At 41.0% G+C, this 17123-nt stretch carries 14 protein-coding genes and 1 tRNA gene; 2 read left to right on the forward strand and 13 right to left on the reverse strand.

What is annotated here, in order from left to right; genetic code table 11:
• Nucleotides 1–130 precede the first annotated feature (130 nt).
• From MSVAZ_RS01030 to MSVAZ_RS01075, 9 genes are all read right to left on the reverse strand, one after another.
• A complete protein-coding gene (locus MSVAZ_RS01030; RefSeq protein WP_198146775.1) occupies nt 131–748 on the reverse strand; it encodes a 4Fe-4S binding protein in 618 nt (205 codons plus the stop codon).
• A gap of 6 nt (nt 749–754) precedes the next feature.
• Entirely contained in the window at nt 755–1114 is a 360-nt protein-coding gene (locus MSVAZ_RS01035) for a TrmB family transcriptional regulator (RefSeq protein WP_048116916.1), read from the reverse strand.
• A 584-nt stretch (nt 1115–1698) separates the two neighbouring features.
• Complete coding sequence (locus MSVAZ_RS01040; RefSeq protein WP_048116919.1) at nt 1699–2922, reverse strand: SufB/SufD family protein; 1224 nt, start codon at nt 2920–2922, stop codon at nt 1699–1701.
• The gene (locus tag MSVAZ_RS01045; RefSeq protein ID WP_048116922.1) at nt 2904–3647 is read right to left on the reverse strand and encodes an ABC transporter ATP-binding protein; all 744 of its coding nucleotides are present in this window, start codon (nt 3645–3647) and stop codon (nt 2904–2906) included. The genes MSVAZ_RS01040 and MSVAZ_RS01045 overlap by 19 nt, the downstream gene beginning before the upstream one ends.
• A gap of 488 nt (nt 3648–4135) precedes the next feature.
• The gene (locus MSVAZ_RS01050; protein WP_048116925.1) at nt 4136–4798 is read right to left on the reverse strand and encodes an MBL fold metallo-hydrolase; all 663 of its coding nucleotides are present in this window, start codon (nt 4796–4798) and stop codon (nt 4136–4138) included.
• 9 nt (nt 4799–4807) lie between these two features.
• The gene (locus MSVAZ_RS01055; RefSeq protein WP_048116928.1) at nt 4808–5779 is read right to left on the reverse strand and encodes a DUF128 domain-containing protein; all 972 of its coding nucleotides are present in this window, start codon (nt 5777–5779) and stop codon (nt 4808–4810) included.
• 527 nt (nt 5780–6306) lie between these two features.
• The gene (locus MSVAZ_RS01065; RefSeq protein ID WP_232316168.1) at nt 6307–6795 is read right to left on the reverse strand and encodes a DUF5817 domain-containing protein; all 489 of its coding nucleotides are present in this window, start codon (nt 6793–6795) and stop codon (nt 6307–6309) included.
• Between the two features lie 51 nt (nt 6796–6846).
• Nucleotides 6847–7521, reverse strand: a complete 675-nt coding sequence (locus tag MSVAZ_RS01070; RefSeq protein ID WP_048116937.1) for an undecaprenyl diphosphate synthase family protein — start codon at nt 7519–7521, stop codon at nt 6847–6849.
• Between the two features lie 153 nt (nt 7522–7674).
• The gene (locus MSVAZ_RS01075; RefSeq protein ID WP_048116940.1) at nt 7675–8859 is read right to left on the reverse strand and encodes a redox-regulated ATPase YchF; all 1185 of its coding nucleotides are present in this window, start codon (nt 8857–8859) and stop codon (nt 7675–7677) included.
• Nucleotides 8860–9173: 314 nt separating this feature from the next.
• Here MSVAZ_RS01075 and MSVAZ_RS01080 point away from each other — a divergent pair.
• Together MSVAZ_RS01080 and MSVAZ_RS01085 are read left to right on the forward strand one after the other, a co-directional pair.
• Nucleotides 9174–9245 (forward strand) — tRNA-Arg (locus MSVAZ_RS01080).
• A gap of 416 nt (nt 9246–9661) precedes the next feature.
• Nucleotides 9662–10075 carry a cupredoxin domain-containing protein gene (locus MSVAZ_RS01085; protein ID WP_048116943.1) on the forward strand — a complete coding sequence of 138 codons (414 nt, stop codon included), beginning with the start codon at nt 9662–9664 and terminating at the stop codon, nt 10073–10075.
• Between the two features lie 255 nt (nt 10076–10330).
• Here the strand turns inward: MSVAZ_RS01085 and MSVAZ_RS01090 are convergent, their stop codons facing one another.
• The 4 genes from MSVAZ_RS01090 to MSVAZ_RS01105 all read right to left on the reverse strand — a co-directional run bounded on the left by MSVAZ_RS01090 (nt 10331) and on the right by MSVAZ_RS01105 (nt 16723).
• Nucleotides 10331–11119, reverse strand: coding sequence for a helix-turn-helix transcriptional regulator (locus MSVAZ_RS01090; protein ID WP_048116946.1), 789 nt, complete (start codon nt 11117–11119; stop codon nt 10331–10333).
• A 574-nt stretch (nt 11120–11693) separates the two neighbouring features.
• Complete coding sequence (locus MSVAZ_RS01095; RefSeq protein WP_048116949.1) at nt 11694–12479, reverse strand: helix-turn-helix transcriptional regulator; 786 nt, start codon at nt 12477–12479, stop codon at nt 11694–11696.
• Nucleotides 12480–12634: 155 nt separating this feature from the next.
• Nucleotides 12635–14563, reverse strand: coding sequence for a hydantoinase/oxoprolinase N-terminal domain-containing protein (locus MSVAZ_RS01100; protein WP_048116952.1), 1929 nt, complete (start codon nt 14561–14563; stop codon nt 12635–12637).
• A 153-nt stretch (nt 14564–14716) separates the two neighbouring features.
• Nucleotides 14717–16723 (reverse strand): hydantoinase/oxoprolinase family protein, encoded by a 2007-nt coding sequence (locus tag MSVAZ_RS01105; RefSeq protein ID WP_048116953.1) that lies wholly within the window; start codon nt 16721–16723, stop codon nt 14717–14719.
• Nucleotides 16724–17123: the final 400 nt, after the last annotated feature.

The raw sequence follows: 17123 nt of genomic DNA on the forward strand, positions 1-17123 counted from the left end.
CTCCGGAAGTCTTTCCGGCTCCCCTATTTTTTACTATATAAGTGGTGATAATAATACTTATTATATTTGTCCAGGGTCATTCCGTTTTTTCTATTTATATCGTACCAATAAAATTAATCACCATAGAACTTCAAAATTGCAGGGCGTCTTTAGGGCAGACGTCCACACAGCGCCCACATTTGATACAGTCTGGGTTTGCAGCATCCTGAGTGATTTTGAGCTGCATGGGACAGACTTTTTCACATTTCTTACAGTTAATACATTTTTCCTTTTCGAGTTTAAGAGGATACTTTTTACCACCAAGCAGGCGTTGAGCTGTCCCCATAGGACAGAAGGAACACCAGGTTCTTGGGCTCAGGTAACTGCCCAGAAGGGTTGCGATTGCAGTTGTTACCAGGCACATCATTACAAACACCATGCCGATTTTCTCAAAAGTATTGAGGCTTCCAATAGTGTTTGATATCCTGTATCCCATAAAGCCCATTAGCAGGAAAAATATTGGCAGGCGGATCGACAGGGACCGCAGAGTGGGGGGTATCTTCTTTTTCCTTGAAATCTTGCTGACCCAGAAATCAACAAAACTTCCCCTGGGACAGAGATTTCCGCAGAACCACCGGCCTCTGAAAGGACTAATCAGAAAGAGCGCTGCAAAAACCAGTAGCAAGAAGTATCCGAGTACAGGATACCAGAGCCCTCCTATGGAAACGATAAGAACTATAATTCCCAGGTAGGGCGTTATTTTAAGCAAAGTGAATCAACCTCCGTTTTCCCATTTGTCAAGTTCCTGTCCGAGCCTTTCAGCCCAGGAATTCACCACGGTCATGATGATATTTTTTATTTTAGCCCTTGCGTTGACCTTATACTTGAAAATGTAGCCTCCTCCATCCAGATTCTGCTGCGACCTTTGCAGAATTTCTTTTTCGTGTAGTTTTTTGACGGAGCGCTGGATTGTGGAAATATCCAATTTCAAGACTTTTGAGAGAAACTCAGTGTCAACCCACTGCTCTTTCTCATTTAAAAAGTACTTCATAACCTTAAGGTCAGCCTTTGTAAGGTTAAGGGCGCACTTGATCACGTCTTCGATTTTGAACTCTTTACAGGCAAAGTCTATCATTTCAATCCCTCTAAAGCACTACAGTACTGTAATATTACCACAGCCGTATATATACGATACCAAGTACTGTATTGTACAGCCAAAAATGAGAAGTACTGTGATTTTTAACGTGTTTTTAACCTTGCTGCCTTGCAGAAAAATAAAAATAGTCTGCACATAAAAAGGAGAGTGCAATTAAAGCCTCTTCGGCGTGTCTTTATAAAATGAGATATTTGTCTAGGGACTTCGATATCTTATTCATTCGCGACATTTACGGAAACATTTTTATACTTCCTTATTTAATTTGCGAACTGCGGTTTAATGAGCAGATTAAACTTTAAGGCTTTCTTTTTCACAGGAAAACCCTATTCTCATAGTGTTCAGCTCATTAAAATCCACAAACACTCAATAAAAGACCGGCAGGTTTCTCCTTTTTCCCTGCCGGTTTCACACACCCGGTTCCAGAATATTCTGGTTCGGAGAAGTTGTATCCAGATTTAGTTTTTCTAGACCCCTTATTTCCCCTTATCCGATATCACTGTTCAAGCTTTATTATCTTAAATTATGTCTGTTTTGGATTCTGTTCGGATTCTATTCGTTCATAATTACATTCCAAAGGCTGTCTGTGTAATCGTGTTTTCGATTTCTTTTTTCAGTTCCTCCGGAATTCCCCTTATTCCTACGTCCAGGAACCCGCGTACAATCATGCCTACAGCTTCATCTTCGGTAAGGCCTCTGGCCATAAGATACTCTACCTGGTCTTTAGCAATTTTTCCAACTGCGGCTTCGTGAGTAAGTTCTATATCATCTACGTTTGCTTCAAGGATGGGGATTGCAAGCTGGCTTCCTTTATCGGTAAGGACAAGCCCTTTGCATTCAAGGTGCCCTTTTGCTCCCTTTGCATTGCCTATCATTTCTCCTCTTGCAATTATTCTTCCGCCGATTGTAATAGTCCTCGATATAAGCTCAGCCTTCGTGCCAGGCGCATTGAATATCGCCTTGCTTCCGAGATCCAGTTCAGAGCCTGGATGGGCAATGGCTATAGTATTTAACCTGGTTACTGCTCCTTCTCCCTCAAGTTTGACAGTTGGATACGTCTGGACAGAACGAACAGGTTTCAGGCAGATATAATTGCTTACGTAAGTTCCACCTTCTTCCACAGTAACTACCGTCCTTGGCCTGACTCCTATCTGCTCGGCCCAGTTGTGGATCATTGTGAAATTCAGAGTAGCGCCTTTTTTCACGTACATTTCGGAAATTCCCAGGTGCAGACCTTCTTCTACTCCCTTTTTAGCTGTGCAGCCTGTAATTATGTCAAGGCTGGCGCCTTCCTCGACGATTATGATATTATGTACGGTCTGATACGCCTTTTTACTGTTCAGCATAAGGCAAGTCTGGACAGGCATTGAGGATTTCTTGCCAGCAGGTACCCGGATAAAGTATCCGTCCGCATTTTCAAGGTAAGTTTTTGCGGTGTATTTGTCGGTGTCAACAGACACAAGTTTCCATGAGTAATCTTTAAGCCAGTCATATTTTTCCAGGGCTTTCTGGGTGGACATAAGTTCTACATTTTCATCTTTCAGGGAAGAATGCGATACTGCATTATCAAGCACCAGCAGACTGCCAGATCGGCCTTCTTCGCTAGGCACGACTCCTACCTGGAGCAGGGTTCTTTTGCTTTCTTCGTCAAGGGTCTGGAGGTCTTCTATAGGCTTGCTAATCCGGGAACCTTCCTCAAATTTTTCCAGCTCTATATCTTCTCCAAAAGCTGCCTTTTTCTCGACTGCGCTTTCAGCGCGCTTTTTCAGGTTCACTTCATCAGTCTGCATTTTATACACTCCTCATACCCTCTGCTCTTTATTTCTTCCAGCATTTTCAGGGGATTTCCTGAACACATAACCGTTCCATTGCAAAGGATGTACCCTCTATCTGCATTTACATAATCCAGAATCTGGCCGGTATGGGTAATTATAAGGGCAGATTTACCTTTCTTGCAGCCTTCCCCAGGACAGTTCAGTCCTTCTTCAAGTAGTTCCTTTATTGTTATCCCTACCTGTTCTATGCTTACGAGGTCCACTCCGGATTCCGGCTCGTCAAGCAGGTAAAGGCTTGGGTTCTGGGTTGCAAGCTGAAGAAGTTCTGAACGTTTGATTTCTCCTCCCGAAAAGCCCACATTCACATCTCTGTCCATAAAGCGCTTCATATCCAGATCCTCAACAAGGGCCTCCGGATTTTTAGTTCCTTTCGATAACACCTTTACAAGATCCCTCAATTTAATTCCGGACATATCTGGAGGGCGCTGCATCATAATTCCCAGGCCAAGGCGGGCTCGTTCATCTACCGGCATCCCGGTAATATCTTTTCCTTTAAACAGAATTCTGCCTTTTATAACTCTGTATTCGCTGAAGCCCATGATCGTTCTCATCAGAGCTGACTTTCCGGCTCCATTTGGCCCAAAAAGCACATTGGTATATCCTTTTTTGACTTCGAGGTTCACGTCATGAAGCAAAATTTTTCCGTTTACCTCTACAGTCAGATCCTCTATTTTTAGCATCAACATTTTCTCCCTTTATTTCATTTTTAATATGGTTCCCCTCTACTTTTGTTCATTTAAATGAAATAATACTTGAAAGTAAATTTATTTAAACTTCACTTTAAATGGCTGGAAAAACGTCAAGAGCCGGACAATTTCAGCATATTTTCCCACCTTCCGTTATTTCCCACCAAATCCTGTATTCTTTTTAGAGGACATTCTATTTCTAACTATAGATTCTTTATTAATTTTCTGTAACTTATATTCTTTAAAATTAAAATGTTAAAATCCAGAATTTTTATAAAATCTATTTCAAATACAGGGTTATAAAGTAAAATTTTTAGAATAGAAGTTTTTAATTTGTTTAGGATATCTGGCTTTGCAGAAATCGATCTAAATAGCTCTGACTGGATCTGAAAATGAATGTGTAAAAGTATATCAGGTAATTCAGTTTAAACAATTGAATATTCTTTATTTACTAGGATTTCTACATAACCGAATATTTTAATTTATTCCAGGTCCATGCGCAGACCGACTTCGATTTCGACAAATTCTGCTGGAAAAATCTCTTTTATTTTTTCTCTATGAGCGGTACAATGCCCTGCTGCTATGAGTTCCATCCCTCTCAGCCTTTCAAACTCCTTGCTATCGTGAAGCCCCCCAATAATTCCCTTTACTTTTCCGTAACGGTTGGCAGTATCCAGAATTGCGGCAAGCCCAGGGTGAGCACAGCCTGTAAGTACATAAGATCCGTTTCCCGTATCCAGAATAAGAGCCTGCTCCTTTACCTTGTCTCCAAGTTCCCCTGTACTCCTGATGCCACGAGAGATTTCTACAGGATCTTTTATTTCGATAAGAGTTGCCCTGTTCTTAATTTCTCTTTTAAGATTCTCCGAAAAAGAAGCAGGAACATAGACCTCAAGCCCGGGATTTGCCTGAAGGACCTCCGGAAGGCCTCCTATATGATCCCAGTGCTGGTGAGAGAGAATTATTTTTCCGATGCCGGCTGGGTCAATGTTGAGCCTCTTCATGTGTTCCAGGAGGAGAGGGCCATCCCATCCGGTGTCAAAAAGAAGGATTTCGCGATTTGTTTCAATAAGAGCTGCAAAACCCCAGCTTTCTGTAAAACCCTGACCGGCTTTGTTGTCATAAATGACAGTAAGCCTGAACATTGGGATTCCTCAGATTTCTGTCATGGTTTTATATTCCATAACAGTAGAAACAGGATTTGTCTTCATTTTAATTCCGGTCTCTTCAAGGGCGCAGATGCCATTAATGCCTCCTACTATTGCAATCCCGTACTTTCCGGTTTCAACGGGGGCTCCAAATAAAGTTTCATCAATTTCTCCCGGAGGGAAATAACCCGCAAGGCCGACTTTTTCTACTGTTTTGAGAACTTCTCTAGCTCTGTCATAAGCTGAACAATTAATCTGCCGCATATTGGCAAGGATTTTACCTTCCCCTTTTTCAAGCACGTCAAGGACAGAAGTGGTCTTTCTGCTCATGAAAATTTGTATAGGATCAATTGAGGTTCCACTGTAGGAAATCAAATCTGAAAACCGTGCAGGTTTTTGATTTTCTATCTGAAGAATTCCGCCGTAAGCAGGTTCCACAGGGATGCCAGCTTTTAGAAGGAGACCATCAAAAGCGACGCTGCAAACCGTAGCTATTCCTATTTTTCCAGGGGGTAGGGAAATCAGTTCTTCATCTTCTTCAATAATCTTTACTCTAGGGCTTATCATATACCCTTCGTGTGCAGTATATGATACCACCTCAATAACAGTCTCTAAATCGTCCTTATCAAAGTATGATATATTTACAGGAACTACTCCATCATTGGTTTCAGGATTATACGTGGTTCTAAACGCCATTTCTTCTATCCGGGATATTACAAAACCAAACCGGTCTGCGATGAGGGCGTCGCTCATCTCCCTCTCTCCAAGCTCGGTAAGTGTACGACCTGCATATCCGTGTTTGCTTGTAAATCCTCTTTCATCCAGGATCCTAAGATGGTAACGGACCGCTCGCTCTCCTATATCATAGCCCCGGTTATTAAGTTCATCAGCTATTGCCCGGGCACCTATAGGTTTGTCACTTTCGTGAATTACCCTCATAATTTCAATGAGTTTTCGCTCAATTTGCGGATCCATCATGTTTAACACCGTTATACTTTACGAGAAAAATGAATTGCCTTTGATTTTGGCATGAAAGTTCTTCCAAGTACTTTCATTTCTTTGTGCCTGTGATTAGAAGAATTTCATGTGCGTTTGGCAAGATTCTATAATTTTTATCTAAGCTCTGAGTAAAGCCTGTTCTCTCCTGGCTTCCCCAAAACCGATTTAGTTCTTATTTATATTCAATTATAGTAAATCTTTTCGTAGTAATATATTTTATCTCCCGAGTCCCGGCTCGGGAGGACGGAGCCCTTTTCGCTTCGCTCAAGAGGGCTGAATTATGGGTAACATAAATTGTTTTTCAATTTGCTGAAAAGGGCTGATTTACCTGCAGCCTTTTTGAAAAGGCAACTGCAAACCTTTTTTGAAAAGGCTTGATCGCAAATCTTTTTTGAAAAGGTTTGATCGAAAACGTTGTTACGGTTTGATCAACCGGCGCAACTATAGAATTAGGGGGGGTTAAGTTACGCTGGGTTATATGAAGGTGGTTGTGTTTAGTTATATCCTCATACAATTTTTATAATTCCTGGTTGGGGGGAATAAAGTTCTCCTGTTTCCAGGAGGTTTTTGAGGATTGTCTCGAATTTTTCCTGAGTTATTCCTTTTTCGAGGGCTTTCTGTCGAAGTTCTTCTTTTTCTATTTTTCCGCCGGCGGTGTCCAGAATATCGATAAGAATTGATTTTGGATCTTTTTTTATAGGGGGCGAATTGGAAAGGCTTTTTTCTGGGAATTTAAGTTTTTTTACTGGGGTTTCAGTTATGGAGGTTAAAGGGTTAGATTCTTTGGGCGATAAGGTTGGTGAAAAGTTTTCGTTGGCTTTTCCGGAGATTTCAGCTTGAAGGTGAGTTCGAAAAAGCACGGCGTCTTCGAGATCTTCGGAAAAGTGGAATACCCTGAGTTTTCGGGTTTGCAGGAGAGCGCCGCAATGCTGACATTTCAGGGTTTTTTTTCCTGTTTCTGTGATCTGGGCATGCTGTCGGCATTTGGGGCACACAATCACTGAATAGCGCAAATTTTTGTGCTTTTGTCCAAATTCCAGCTCAGCTCACCTTCCGTATCTTCTCTTTCTTTTCTGAAAGTCCCTCATAGCCCTTAGCAGATCGACCTTTCGTACATCTCTCCAGTTAACATCTGTAAAATAAAGTTCTGAATAGACTGACTGCCATACCAGGAAGTCCGAAAGGTTCTGCCCTCCCGAACGGATCATGATATCAGGCTCGTGGTGGACGAGGAGATGAGATTCGATCATTTTTTCGTCCACCTCTTCAGGCCTGACAGTTCCTTCTTTAACTTCGGCAAGGATAGTCAGTACAGCCTTCGTAATTTCATCTCTTCCCCCAAATCCCAGTGAGACATAAACAAGAAAATCGTTTCCAGGAGCAGTGTTATTTACCTCTCCGTCAACGCCATAGATTCTATAACCTGTACAGGCAGGAAGGTTAGAAAAGACCTTTTCCAGCTTTGCTTTGAGAGTTGATGAGACTTCAGCTTTTAAAGCCGGGTCAGTATTCAGGATGTCTACATAGACGCTCACAATTTTGACCTTGAATTTTCTAAAAATATTAAGTGTGGATATGAGCCTATCGATTCCTTCGGGGTCAAAAAGGTCAGTTTCCTTGAGTATGATTGCTACATGCCTGGGAATATTTGAAAATTCCCTGGCTATTTGCCAGGTCAGGTACCTCTCATAGACCGGATATGCAAAAGAAAGTAAATCCATCTGATTAATATCCTCCCTGACAAGCTAAAGCAATCCACTATTTCATCTTTTCTATTGTTAATCTCAACTTCATAATTCTTTCCAGGCATGTTCCGAATGATCTTTTCCGGATGACAGCTTTTTCAGATTTATTATGTCTATCATTGGGTTTGTTTACTTTGCAGTGGATACGATCTTGATTACATCGCCGTTTTTCAGTTCGTGCTTTTCCCCAAGCCTGAGCCTTGTCCTTGCATCTACGGCATATAAAAATCGATCCCCAATTTCAGTATGGATCTGGTAAGCAAGATCATGACAGGTAGAGCCCCTTTTCATAAGGTAGGCATCAGGAAGGACATTCCCACTTTTATCGGACCATTTTCCTTCATCTTCTACGGGGTATACAACAATAAGGTCCAGAAGCTCGAAGACAGTTCTGTTTATGCACTCCTGGACGCCTGTACCGCCAAGCCTCTCAATCACTTTATGAATAGCTTCGAGCCCTTTTTTCTGAGCTTTTGTAAGGTTTTCACCAAGCACCTCGAATTTCCTGTCTCCGGGACTGTATTTAATAAGCTCATTTTTTGCTGCAGATTTAAGTGCCAGTTCGGCTGCTGCGCTTACAGGGACTACTATTCTATCAAGGTCTTTAAGCCTGTCCAGGTTTTCTCTTGAGGCGACGTCGGCTTTATTTGCGGCGATAAGCAGAGGCTTGCTGATCTCTCTCATTGCATCGCAGAGCCGGATCATATCTTCTTCGCTCCATTTAATGTGGTCCAGTCTTGCAAGCCCTGTTTCTATCAAAGCTGCATTCACATGGGATTCTCTTATTCCTGCTCCGGCAAGCTGTTCTGCAATTACTGCTTCTAGCTTGAGCCCTTCGGCCTGGATTTTTCTGGCAAGCTTGACCCAGTTTCTTTCCAGAATGCCATAAAGCCACATTGTGATTTCCCTATTCAGGAAAGCTACGTCTTCAAGAGGGTCATGATCTCCGATATCTACAGGGTTGCCCTCGGCGTCAGTCCCGCCTGAGGCGTCTACTACATGAACAATTGCCTGAGCCTGCCTGAGTTCATCCAGAAAAGTATTTCCAAGTCCCCTCCCTTTGTACGCATCAGGGACAAGTCCGGCAACGTCAATTATATCAATCGGGACGAGCCTTACCCCATCCACGCACTTTCCGCATCTCTTTTCCTTTTCTTTGCAGGGGCATTCAACCCGCACATAAGTAACTCCGTGATTAGCATTAATAGTTGTAAAAGGATAATTTGCAATTTCAACGTCTGCAAGTGTGGCAGCTTTGAAAAAAGTGGATTTTCCCGCATTGGGTTTTCCTGCAAGTCCTATAGTCATTGACATAAATTATAAAAACGAACTTGTTGCATTTAATCTTTATTGGTAGTGATGTCGGAGAAACGGGATTTTTTTCCCCAACTTTCAGGCCAGGGTTAGAGCTACAAATTAGAGGTTAAGCTCTTGGGTAGTGTGCCAATTTTTCTGTACAATCAGAAATCTAAATAAGTTACTGGGTAGAAAATTCCAACTCGGAAGATCAATTTTGTTCATAGTACTCAAAAGCTGACTTCAAATTTACAGCAAATTTGAGACACTGTCGTCTCTTTGAGGAATAAAGTTTATATCCTTGAATGTGCTTATCAGTGTTGCTTGCTTGTGTCCCGATAGGGTAGTGGATATCCTTGAGGCCTGCGGAGCCTTAGACCTGAGTTCAAGTCTCAGTCGGGACGTAAATTTTTTGATTTTCTATTTTTTTTATTTGATCTTTTTCCTTCAGTTTTTTACCGGATTTCATTTTTACTCTTCTTGATTCCTTCTTTGCTTCGGTTCCGTTCGGTTTTTTTACCGGATTTTATTTTTACTCTTCTTGATTCCTTCTTTGCTTTGTTTCCGTTCGTATTTTCCTCGATTTGTCACTTTCTTCTGTTTTTCTCCCTACTTTGTGCCCTTCTCTTTCTTGTCTATGATTTTTTTCCTTTCTACGCTTCGCTTCTTGTCTATGATTTACTTCCTGCTTTGATTTGTTTCCTGTCTTCTGCTTCTTTGTTCCACGAATTACATTTTTGTTTTTGCTTTTTTCTGTCAGATCAAAAAGATAATGAATATGATCTGAACTTATACTATTAAATGAAAAAGAGGGATATTTATGAAGAGAAATAGTCTGATTTTACTTATGGGGTTAATATTCTTATTTGCCTCAGGTTGTACTGAGAGCAATGAATCGGTGCCTGACGATTCTAATTCTTCGGTACCTGAAGCCGAGTCTGCCTTACAGTCGGAAAATAACACGACTTCAAAACTCGGAGAAGACCACATTGTCCGTCTTGAAAAGTATGGTGTGGTACGGCCTTCTGAACTGGAACTCTCAAAAGGGGATACTGTTTCCTGGTGGAGCGACAAGAGACAGGGTAATTACGTGCTTGTTAGTGAGGAAAAGCTGTTCCCTGATGAAAAACTTTCATACAGGGTACCTTTCACGTATACCTTTAATGAAATCGGAACCTACCATTTTATTGTCAAGGATCTTCCTGGAATGAACGCTACGATAAGGGTGAACTGAAATTTCTGCTTCCTTGCCCTGTATTCTTTATTGAATCTTTTTTCCACAAGGAGGGAGGTACTTCTCCTAAACCTTTCTCCTAAACCTGGCTTTTTTCTTGCTTTTTTCTTTTTACTCCAAACTGGCTGAAGGTTCAGGATTGAAATATTTATAGAAATTTGGAAAACTTGTAGAAATTTGGAAAACTTATAGAAATTTGGAAAACTTATAAAAATTTGGAAAACTTATAAAAATTTGGAAAACTTATAAAAATTTTCACACTTTGGTTATAGGTCTTGCTATCCTTTTGTAGTGATTGAAAAGATCTTTTCCCCATTTAAGCGCACTTTCATCAAAACTTACCAGGTTATGATTATAGTAAATTCCACTGTTACAGAAGAGGGAGAGCGCCATGAACTTTTCCGTGACTATGCTTGAAGCAATTTTCATATTATTATTATTGCAGACATAGAGTTTGGTATGTTTCAGGTTCAGGAAATGTTCAAGTTCCTTCTTGTAGTCATTGAGCATTCTATCATAAACGTATTCTGTAAACACCAGGGTTATGTCCGTGCCCTTTGCGGCAAGTTCTATGCACAGGGACGGATAGATGGGCAGGAAAAAGGAAGATGAAATCCTCACTTTATCGGATTCGGACAGGTGTTTTACAACTTCTTTTGGATATTCAAACACATGGTTTCGGTCAGGGTTTACTTCAATATAGTTTCCAAGCTTTCCGATCTCATCGAGAAACTCAGGAGGAATTGATGTCATATCCTGATTTATCCAGTAATCGTGGTTTTTATCAAAGACGTTGAATGTTTCAAGAATTGTTTTCATCTTCGGAACCAGAATCTCTCCGATACTGGAAAGTTTATAGAGCCTGTTACTCTCAACAATAAGGTCCTGCTTCATCAGTATCTTTATCTGGGTCATTATTGGGCTCGAACGGACATCAAGCGTATTTTTGATTTCTTCGATGTTCTTTGGTCCGTCCAGAAGCAGTAAAAGTAGGTTTTTCCTTTTTTCTGAAAGAAAGAGAACATCCAGTAGTGATGAATCCATCTGATTCCCTCTCTTAGGTCTCATCCTATTATATGTGACATCATATATATCTCTATACTAAAATATTCTGAACTTTCTGTCTTTATCCTTGCCATTGTAGTTTTTCATAGGATAAAGAATCTTCAGGTGTGGGGTTTTTGGTTTCCTTTGGGGTTTATACTTGAAGGTTTTTGAGATTTATACCTTGTATATAAAGAAAATTACCATTTTTTGTGTCATGATATCATAATTTCATGTATCATAACATTATAATTTCGTGTATCACAACATTATAATTTCGTGTATTATAACATTATAATTTCATGTATCACAACATCATAATTTCATGTATCACAACATCATAATTTCATGTATCACAACATCATAATTTCATGTATCACAACATCATAATTTTATGTATCATAATATCATCATAATATTACTTGTAAATATAATTACTTTTTATTACTTTTTGATAAGTTCTCTAAAAACTTCTATGCGGTAATCCTTTTAGACTGCATCTGTTATTATTTCTTTATACAGTAGTCCATTTGGAAGTAGATAGAGATTATATAGGTTATAAGTCTGTATCTTTTCATATCTTGTTTACCTGTCTGGAAAGCCTTTTGAAATAATCGAACAGTTCCTGACCCCATGAAAGGGCGCTGGGTTCGGAGCTTATAATGAACTGCTGGTCGAATTTCCCTTTTTTATCAAAAAGGCCCAGCATCATTGTCCTATCAGTCACGGTAATCTCAGTAAGCTTTATTCCTTCTTTGGAAACATACAGGCTTACATTATCCATGCCCATTAATTCATTTATCATATTTGAGTGTTCGTTTGATAGATGGTCCCAGACAGATTGATTAAAATTCAGGGAAAGTTCGGCATCTTTTCTGCCAAGCTCAACGTACAGGGGGAGATAAGCGGGGTTGAAATAGGACGCAAAAGTCGAAGCATGCCTTGCATTGGCCATGCTGTCTATTATTTCTTGAGACGGTTCATATATATGGTTAAGGTCTGGCTCTATAAATGTACAGTCTCCCAGTTCGGATATACGTTCCAGCAGGTGGCGGGGAATTCCGTTCAGATCGTGACCTGTCCAGTATGAGTTGTTTTTCTCAATTACATCAAGAGCACTTATCAGGGGTTTTATCTTCTTGATTATGAACTCTCCCAGGACTGTGAGTTTATACATTTTGTCTTCCTGGACAATAAGATCATGATCTATCAGTTTCTTTATCTGGGGAAGGATCGAGGTGGCTGTAACATCCAGTGTGGTCTTGATTTCGTCAATATTTTTTGAGCCGCTATCCAGCAATATAAGAAGGTTTTTTCTCTTATCGGAGCGGAAAACAAGATCAATAAGTGAAGAATCCATGTTCTCTTACTTCCTGTTATTCAGTAACTTGCAGTTGTAGTCGATCTTTCTTTCCAGCAGGCTGGTTCTCTGACTTTTCGTTTTCAAATTGAGCATTTCTCCGGCTTTTATATCAACTTTTATATATAAAAAATATCATATATATAATTTTATCTCTAATTTGTTAAAATCTCAGGGTTACAGACTCCTACAAAAGTCATTTTTGTCTCCATTGGCGTATGTTTCCAGCCAGGTGGAGAAAGGTATTCCAGACTTGTGCTTATTTTTATTGACCCTTCTGGAAGTCCAAAATCTTTCATTGAATCCAGAATAAGTTCTTCACCGGTTTTATGGGAATATTCTATCGCCATACCATATTGCTCGAATTTCTTCCTTCCTTCAGGGGTAAATACCAGGAAATTTTGGTCCGGATTTTCCATTGAAGATGGTCTTATAATTATCTCAATTCTTTTAATTCCTTTTCCTACTAGAGCTCCAACTGCATTTCCTACGCTGGCCTGGTCAGGAACTATAACCTCTGCGTCTATGAGACCCTTAATCTCTTCATAATAAGCCTTTACAGGGCCTCCGAGCAGGACTATGGGAATATTAAATTTGTACTGGACAGGAACGTCTTCCTCCAGCATTTTCTTTATCCCTTCTTTTCCCCTGCCTTCCATGATAAAAGACATAAGGCTGTAAACCATATTTTTTGCAATCTGCTGCTTTATCTTTTTGCAAAAAGCATGAACTCCCATTTGAGTAAAACGCGAAAGTTTTTTGGCTCCAATCTGGGCAGCTTCCACATCCCATTCGGTATATTCCCCAAGTACGTGCAGGGCATCAGTCGGTGTGAAGCCTATAGCCTGGATTGCACGCTGCTGAATCAATGAATCAAGGACTTCTGGAGAGGGGAACCGCTTCATTTTATTTAAAATTCCGTAGATCGAAAGAGGCTCGTCTTTTACAATCTCAAGTAACTTTTTTTCGCTTTCTGTAGGACTAATAGGGGCTACTCCAGTACTAACAAAAAATTTTGTGGGCTGAGTATGTTCACTGAGCATGGTTCTCAGGGGAACAGGGTTCTTCTCAAGTTTCTCTTTAAAGTTTGGGTACCGTACAGCAGCAACGCAGAGAGGCATAACCCTTTTCGGACCTATCCTTATGCATTTCTTAAACCACACATGGCTATCTCCCCCGTTTGCTGAACTCTCCATTCTTATTGCTTTTACGCGGGTTTGCCAGCCTCCTACAACTGCTCCTTTCTCACAAAGCTCAGGAACTCCATTTTTTATTATGGAGACATCCGTACTTGTCCCTCCCACATCAATTACGGCACATGTGTCCAGTCCTGAGAGGTAAGAAGCTCCCTTAATACTTGCAGCAGGGCCTGAGAATATGGTTTCAATGGGACGCAGTTTTGCGCCTTTTATATCTATAACCGAGCCGTCACATTTCAGCATAAGGATTTTTGCATCAAGGTTTCTTTTCTTTATTTCGGCAGTGATGGAATGGATAAACTGGTAGGTTATCGGAATTAGCTGGGCGTTTAAAACGGCTGTGGCTGCCCGTTCGTAAGCTCCTAGCTCCTGAGATAGTTCATATCCGCAGACCACAGGATGCCCTGTCAATTTAAGGACTATCTCCTTTACTTTAAGCTCATGTTCCGGGTTTCTTGTGCTGAAGTACGAAGATACTGCAAACGCGGAGACTTTCTTTTTCAGGCTTACTGCAAATTGTTCTACGGCAGCAAGGTCCAGAGGCTGCAGTTCATCTCCATTGCTGTCATGTCCTCCTTTTACAATAATACAGTAGTCTGCTGGAAGTTTTTTTGGGACGGTATAGTTCCCTACCAGAATCAGACCAACAGGATACCCTGTTTTTTCGAGAATGGTATTTGTTGACAGGGTTGTGGAAACCGATACCAGCTTTACTTTGCTGAGATACTCCGGATTCAGTTTATCAATTGCATTTCGAATTCCGGCCATAAGGTCCGGATAGGTAGTAATTGCCTTGCTGGTATCAAGGATCCGGCTATCCGAATCTCTTAATATTACAGCATCGGTGTAGGTTCCGCCTGCGTCAATACCCAGACTATATTGCATGTCAAAACAGCCCCATTTTTACTTTATATTACAAATTAAGGTCCTTTTTTAGCTGTATACATCTTTTTTATCCGGATTTATAAAATTATTCTCAAGATATATATCTCTGTTTATAATATCCGGCTGCTGATATCCTAATTTATCCTTATCCTCTCAAGCTGTAATCGTAGTTTTTGGGATTCCTATTCCTACGAAAACAAGTTTTGTTTCCAGGGGCACATCAGTCCAGCCGCTCGGAGCTAGATGCTTCCGGCTTACGTCTATTTTTATGTTCTCCTTTTGAAGTCCTGCACTCACCATGTAGTCCATAACAAGCTGTCTTCCAAGCTTTTCTGCGAATTCAACGGCTTCACTATAGCTTTCAAATTTCTTTCTTTCAGATGGGGAAAAGACAATGAACTCGTTTTTAGTCTGATACGGCAAGGTATCTTCTGCAGTACACTTCTCATGAGCTTCGTTATCTATATTCTTAGCCTCTCCTTCAAAAGACTTGATAACTTTTGTTTTTATAAGAATCTCTACCCTTTTAATTCCTTTCCCGACAAGAGCTCCGACAGCATTTCCAACCTCAGCGTGCTCTGGAACTATAAAGTCAGCATTAATCAGGTTTTTGAGATCCTCAACATATGCCTTTACAGGTCCTCCTAGAAGCACCACAGGAATTTCAACTCTGAAACGGGTAAAGTTTCTTCCGAGAAGAACCCTGTCGATCTCGTTTCTAGGCATTCCTTCTATAAGATAAGCAATAAGATCTTCGGCAATATTTCGCGCAACCCTGCGTTTTGCTTCCGCGCTGAAATTTTCTGGGCTCTGCTTAACTATCCTTCCAAGCATGGAAGCTCCGATTGTTGCAGCCTCTACATCCCATTCAGTATATTCTCCGAGCACATGAAGGGCATCGGTAGGCGTAAAACCTATTGCCTGGATTAACCTTTTCTGGACTAATGAGTCCAGAATGGACGGTGATGGACGTTTTTTCAGGGCTATGAGCAGGTCACCGAAGGAAACAGGCTCTTTTCCGATGTGCCTGTATATTTCCCTCTCTCCTGCCTTCAATTCGATAGGCTTGAAGCCGGTCCTGACATAAAATTTTGTTACCTGAATACTCTCGCAGAGATACCCTTTTGCAACTCTGTTCGATTTCAGTTTTTCCCTGAAACCGGGATATATAACCGAAGCCCGGCAGAGTGGAATTACCCGACGAGGGCCGATATAAGTTCTGTCGCCTTTTACCCAGATATGGCTGTCTCCTCCTGTTGCAGAGGTTTCCATACGAATTGCTTTTACGCGGGTTTGCCAGCCTCCGACAACGGCACCCATATTGCTGAGTTGGGGAAGCCCGTTCTCCATCATGGCTACATCCGTGCTCGTGCCGCCAACGTCGATCATAGCACAGGTCTCGAGCTTGCTCAGATGAGATGCCCCAACAAGGCTTGCGGCAGGCCCTGAAAATATTGTCTCAATGGGCTTTTCCAGGGCTTCTTCTATTCCCACCACTGATCCGTCACATTTCAGCATCAGCAGGTTAGCATTTATACCCCGGATTTCGAACTCCTTAACTATTGCCTGGATAAACTTGTGAGTGATAGGAATTAACTGGGCGTTAAGAAACGCAGTTATAGCCCTTTCATAGGCTCCAAGGTCCTGTGAAAGTTCGTGCCCGCAAACCACAGGGTGCCCTGTAAGTCCCTTTACTGCTTTTTTGACCGCAAGCTCATGTTCCGGATTGCGGTTACTGAAATATGAAGAAACTGCAAAAGCCGAAACCTTATCTTTTACCTTGAGGGCAAATTCTTCTACTGAGTCAAGGTCAAGAGCCTTCAGTTCTTCTCCGTCACTGTTATGCCCACCAGAGACCGCCACCCAGTAGTCCGTAGGAAGTTTCTCAGGAATCACATAATCCCCTACCATGATTAGCCCTACCGGAAACCCAGTGCTTTCCAATATGGTATTCGTAGACAGGGTTGTAGATACAGATACCAGTTTAATGTCTTTAAGATGCTCCGGGTTCAGCGTATCAATAGCGTTTTTCATTCCAGGTAGGGGATCGGGGTATGTAGTTAGCGCTTTACTGGATTCTATCACAGATCCATCTGAATCTCTAATGATAGCGACATCAGTATAAGTGCCTCCTGCATCGATTCCAAGACTGAAGTGCATTTTTAACCTCTTTTGAAAGTTATATATAACTTCCAGGATTTTCAGACAATTTTTTAATTTAGACCACTTTAAATTCAGACCACTTTTAATTCAGACCACTTTTAGTTCAGGCCATTTTTAGTTCAGGCCATTTTTAATTCAGACCACTTTTAAATTCGGGTAATTAAGCTTTCTTTAGCAAGCGATAAGATTCAGAGCTCTCTAAATTAGGTGTCAATTTATACCCATATACGTAAAACCTGGATATCTGTTAAATCTTGTAGTAGCTAAATAGATACCCACTAGAATTAAAGCGATGGGTTTGCTGTTTTCCTAACTTTCGGTTTTCATATTGGTTTTTTCACACCATTATTACCATATTATTTTATTTTTTCTATGTTTTATTTGGCATGAAAGTGCT

It is taken from the genome of Methanosarcina vacuolata Z-761 (assembly GCF_000969905.1).
GTDB classification, from domain to species: domain Archaea; phylum Halobacteriota; class Methanosarcinia; order Methanosarcinales; family Methanosarcinaceae; genus Methanosarcina; species Methanosarcina vacuolata.

What these genes read in the sequence shown, in the direction of transcription:
- MSVAZ_RS01075 (WP_048116940.1), bottom strand. Translation starts at nt 8,859, where the DNA reads ATGTCAATGACTATAGGACTTGCAGGAAAACCCAATGCGGGAAAATCC.
- MSVAZ_RS01070 (WP_048116937.1), bottom strand. Translation starts at nt 7,521, where the DNA reads ATGGATTTACTTTCTTTTGCATATCCGGTCTATGAGAGGTACCTGACC.
- MSVAZ_RS01085 (WP_048116943.1), top strand. Translation starts at nt 9,662, where the DNA reads ATGAAGAGAAATAGTCTGATTTTACTTATGGGGTTAATATTCTTATTT.
- MSVAZ_RS01040 (WP_048116919.1), bottom strand. Translation starts at nt 2,922, where the DNA reads ATGCAGACTGATGAAGTGAACCTGAAAAAGCGCGCTGAAAGCGCAGTC.
- MSVAZ_RS01055 (WP_048116928.1), bottom strand. Translation starts at nt 5,779, where the DNA reads ATGATGGATCCGCAAATTGAGCGAAAACTCATTGAAATTATGAGGGTA.
- MSVAZ_RS01045 (WP_048116922.1), bottom strand. Translation starts at nt 3,647, where the DNA reads ATGCTAAAAATAGAGGATCTGACTGTAGAGGTAAACGGAAAAATTTTG.
- MSVAZ_RS01095 (WP_048116949.1), bottom strand. Translation starts at nt 12,479, where the DNA reads ATGGATTCTTCACTTATTGATCTTGTTTTCCGCTCCGATAAGAGAAAA.
- MSVAZ_RS01090 (WP_048116946.1), bottom strand. Translation starts at nt 11,119, where the DNA reads ATGGATTCATCACTACTGGATGTTCTCTTTCTTTCAGAAAAAAGGAAA.
- MSVAZ_RS01105 (WP_048116953.1), bottom strand. Translation starts at nt 16,723, where the DNA reads ATGCACTTCAGTCTTGGAATCGATGCAGGAGGCACTTATACTGATGTC.
- MSVAZ_RS01035 (WP_048116916.1), bottom strand. Translation starts at nt 1,114, where the DNA reads ATGATAGACTTTGCCTGTAAAGAGTTCAAAATCGAAGACGTGATCAAG.
- MSVAZ_RS01100 (WP_048116952.1), bottom strand. Translation starts at nt 14,563, where the DNA reads ATGCAATATAGTCTGGGTATTGACGCAGGCGGAACCTACACCGATGCT.
- MSVAZ_RS01050 (WP_048116925.1), bottom strand. Translation starts at nt 4,798, where the DNA reads ATGTTCAGGCTTACTGTCATTTATGACAACAAAGCCGGTCAGGGTTTT.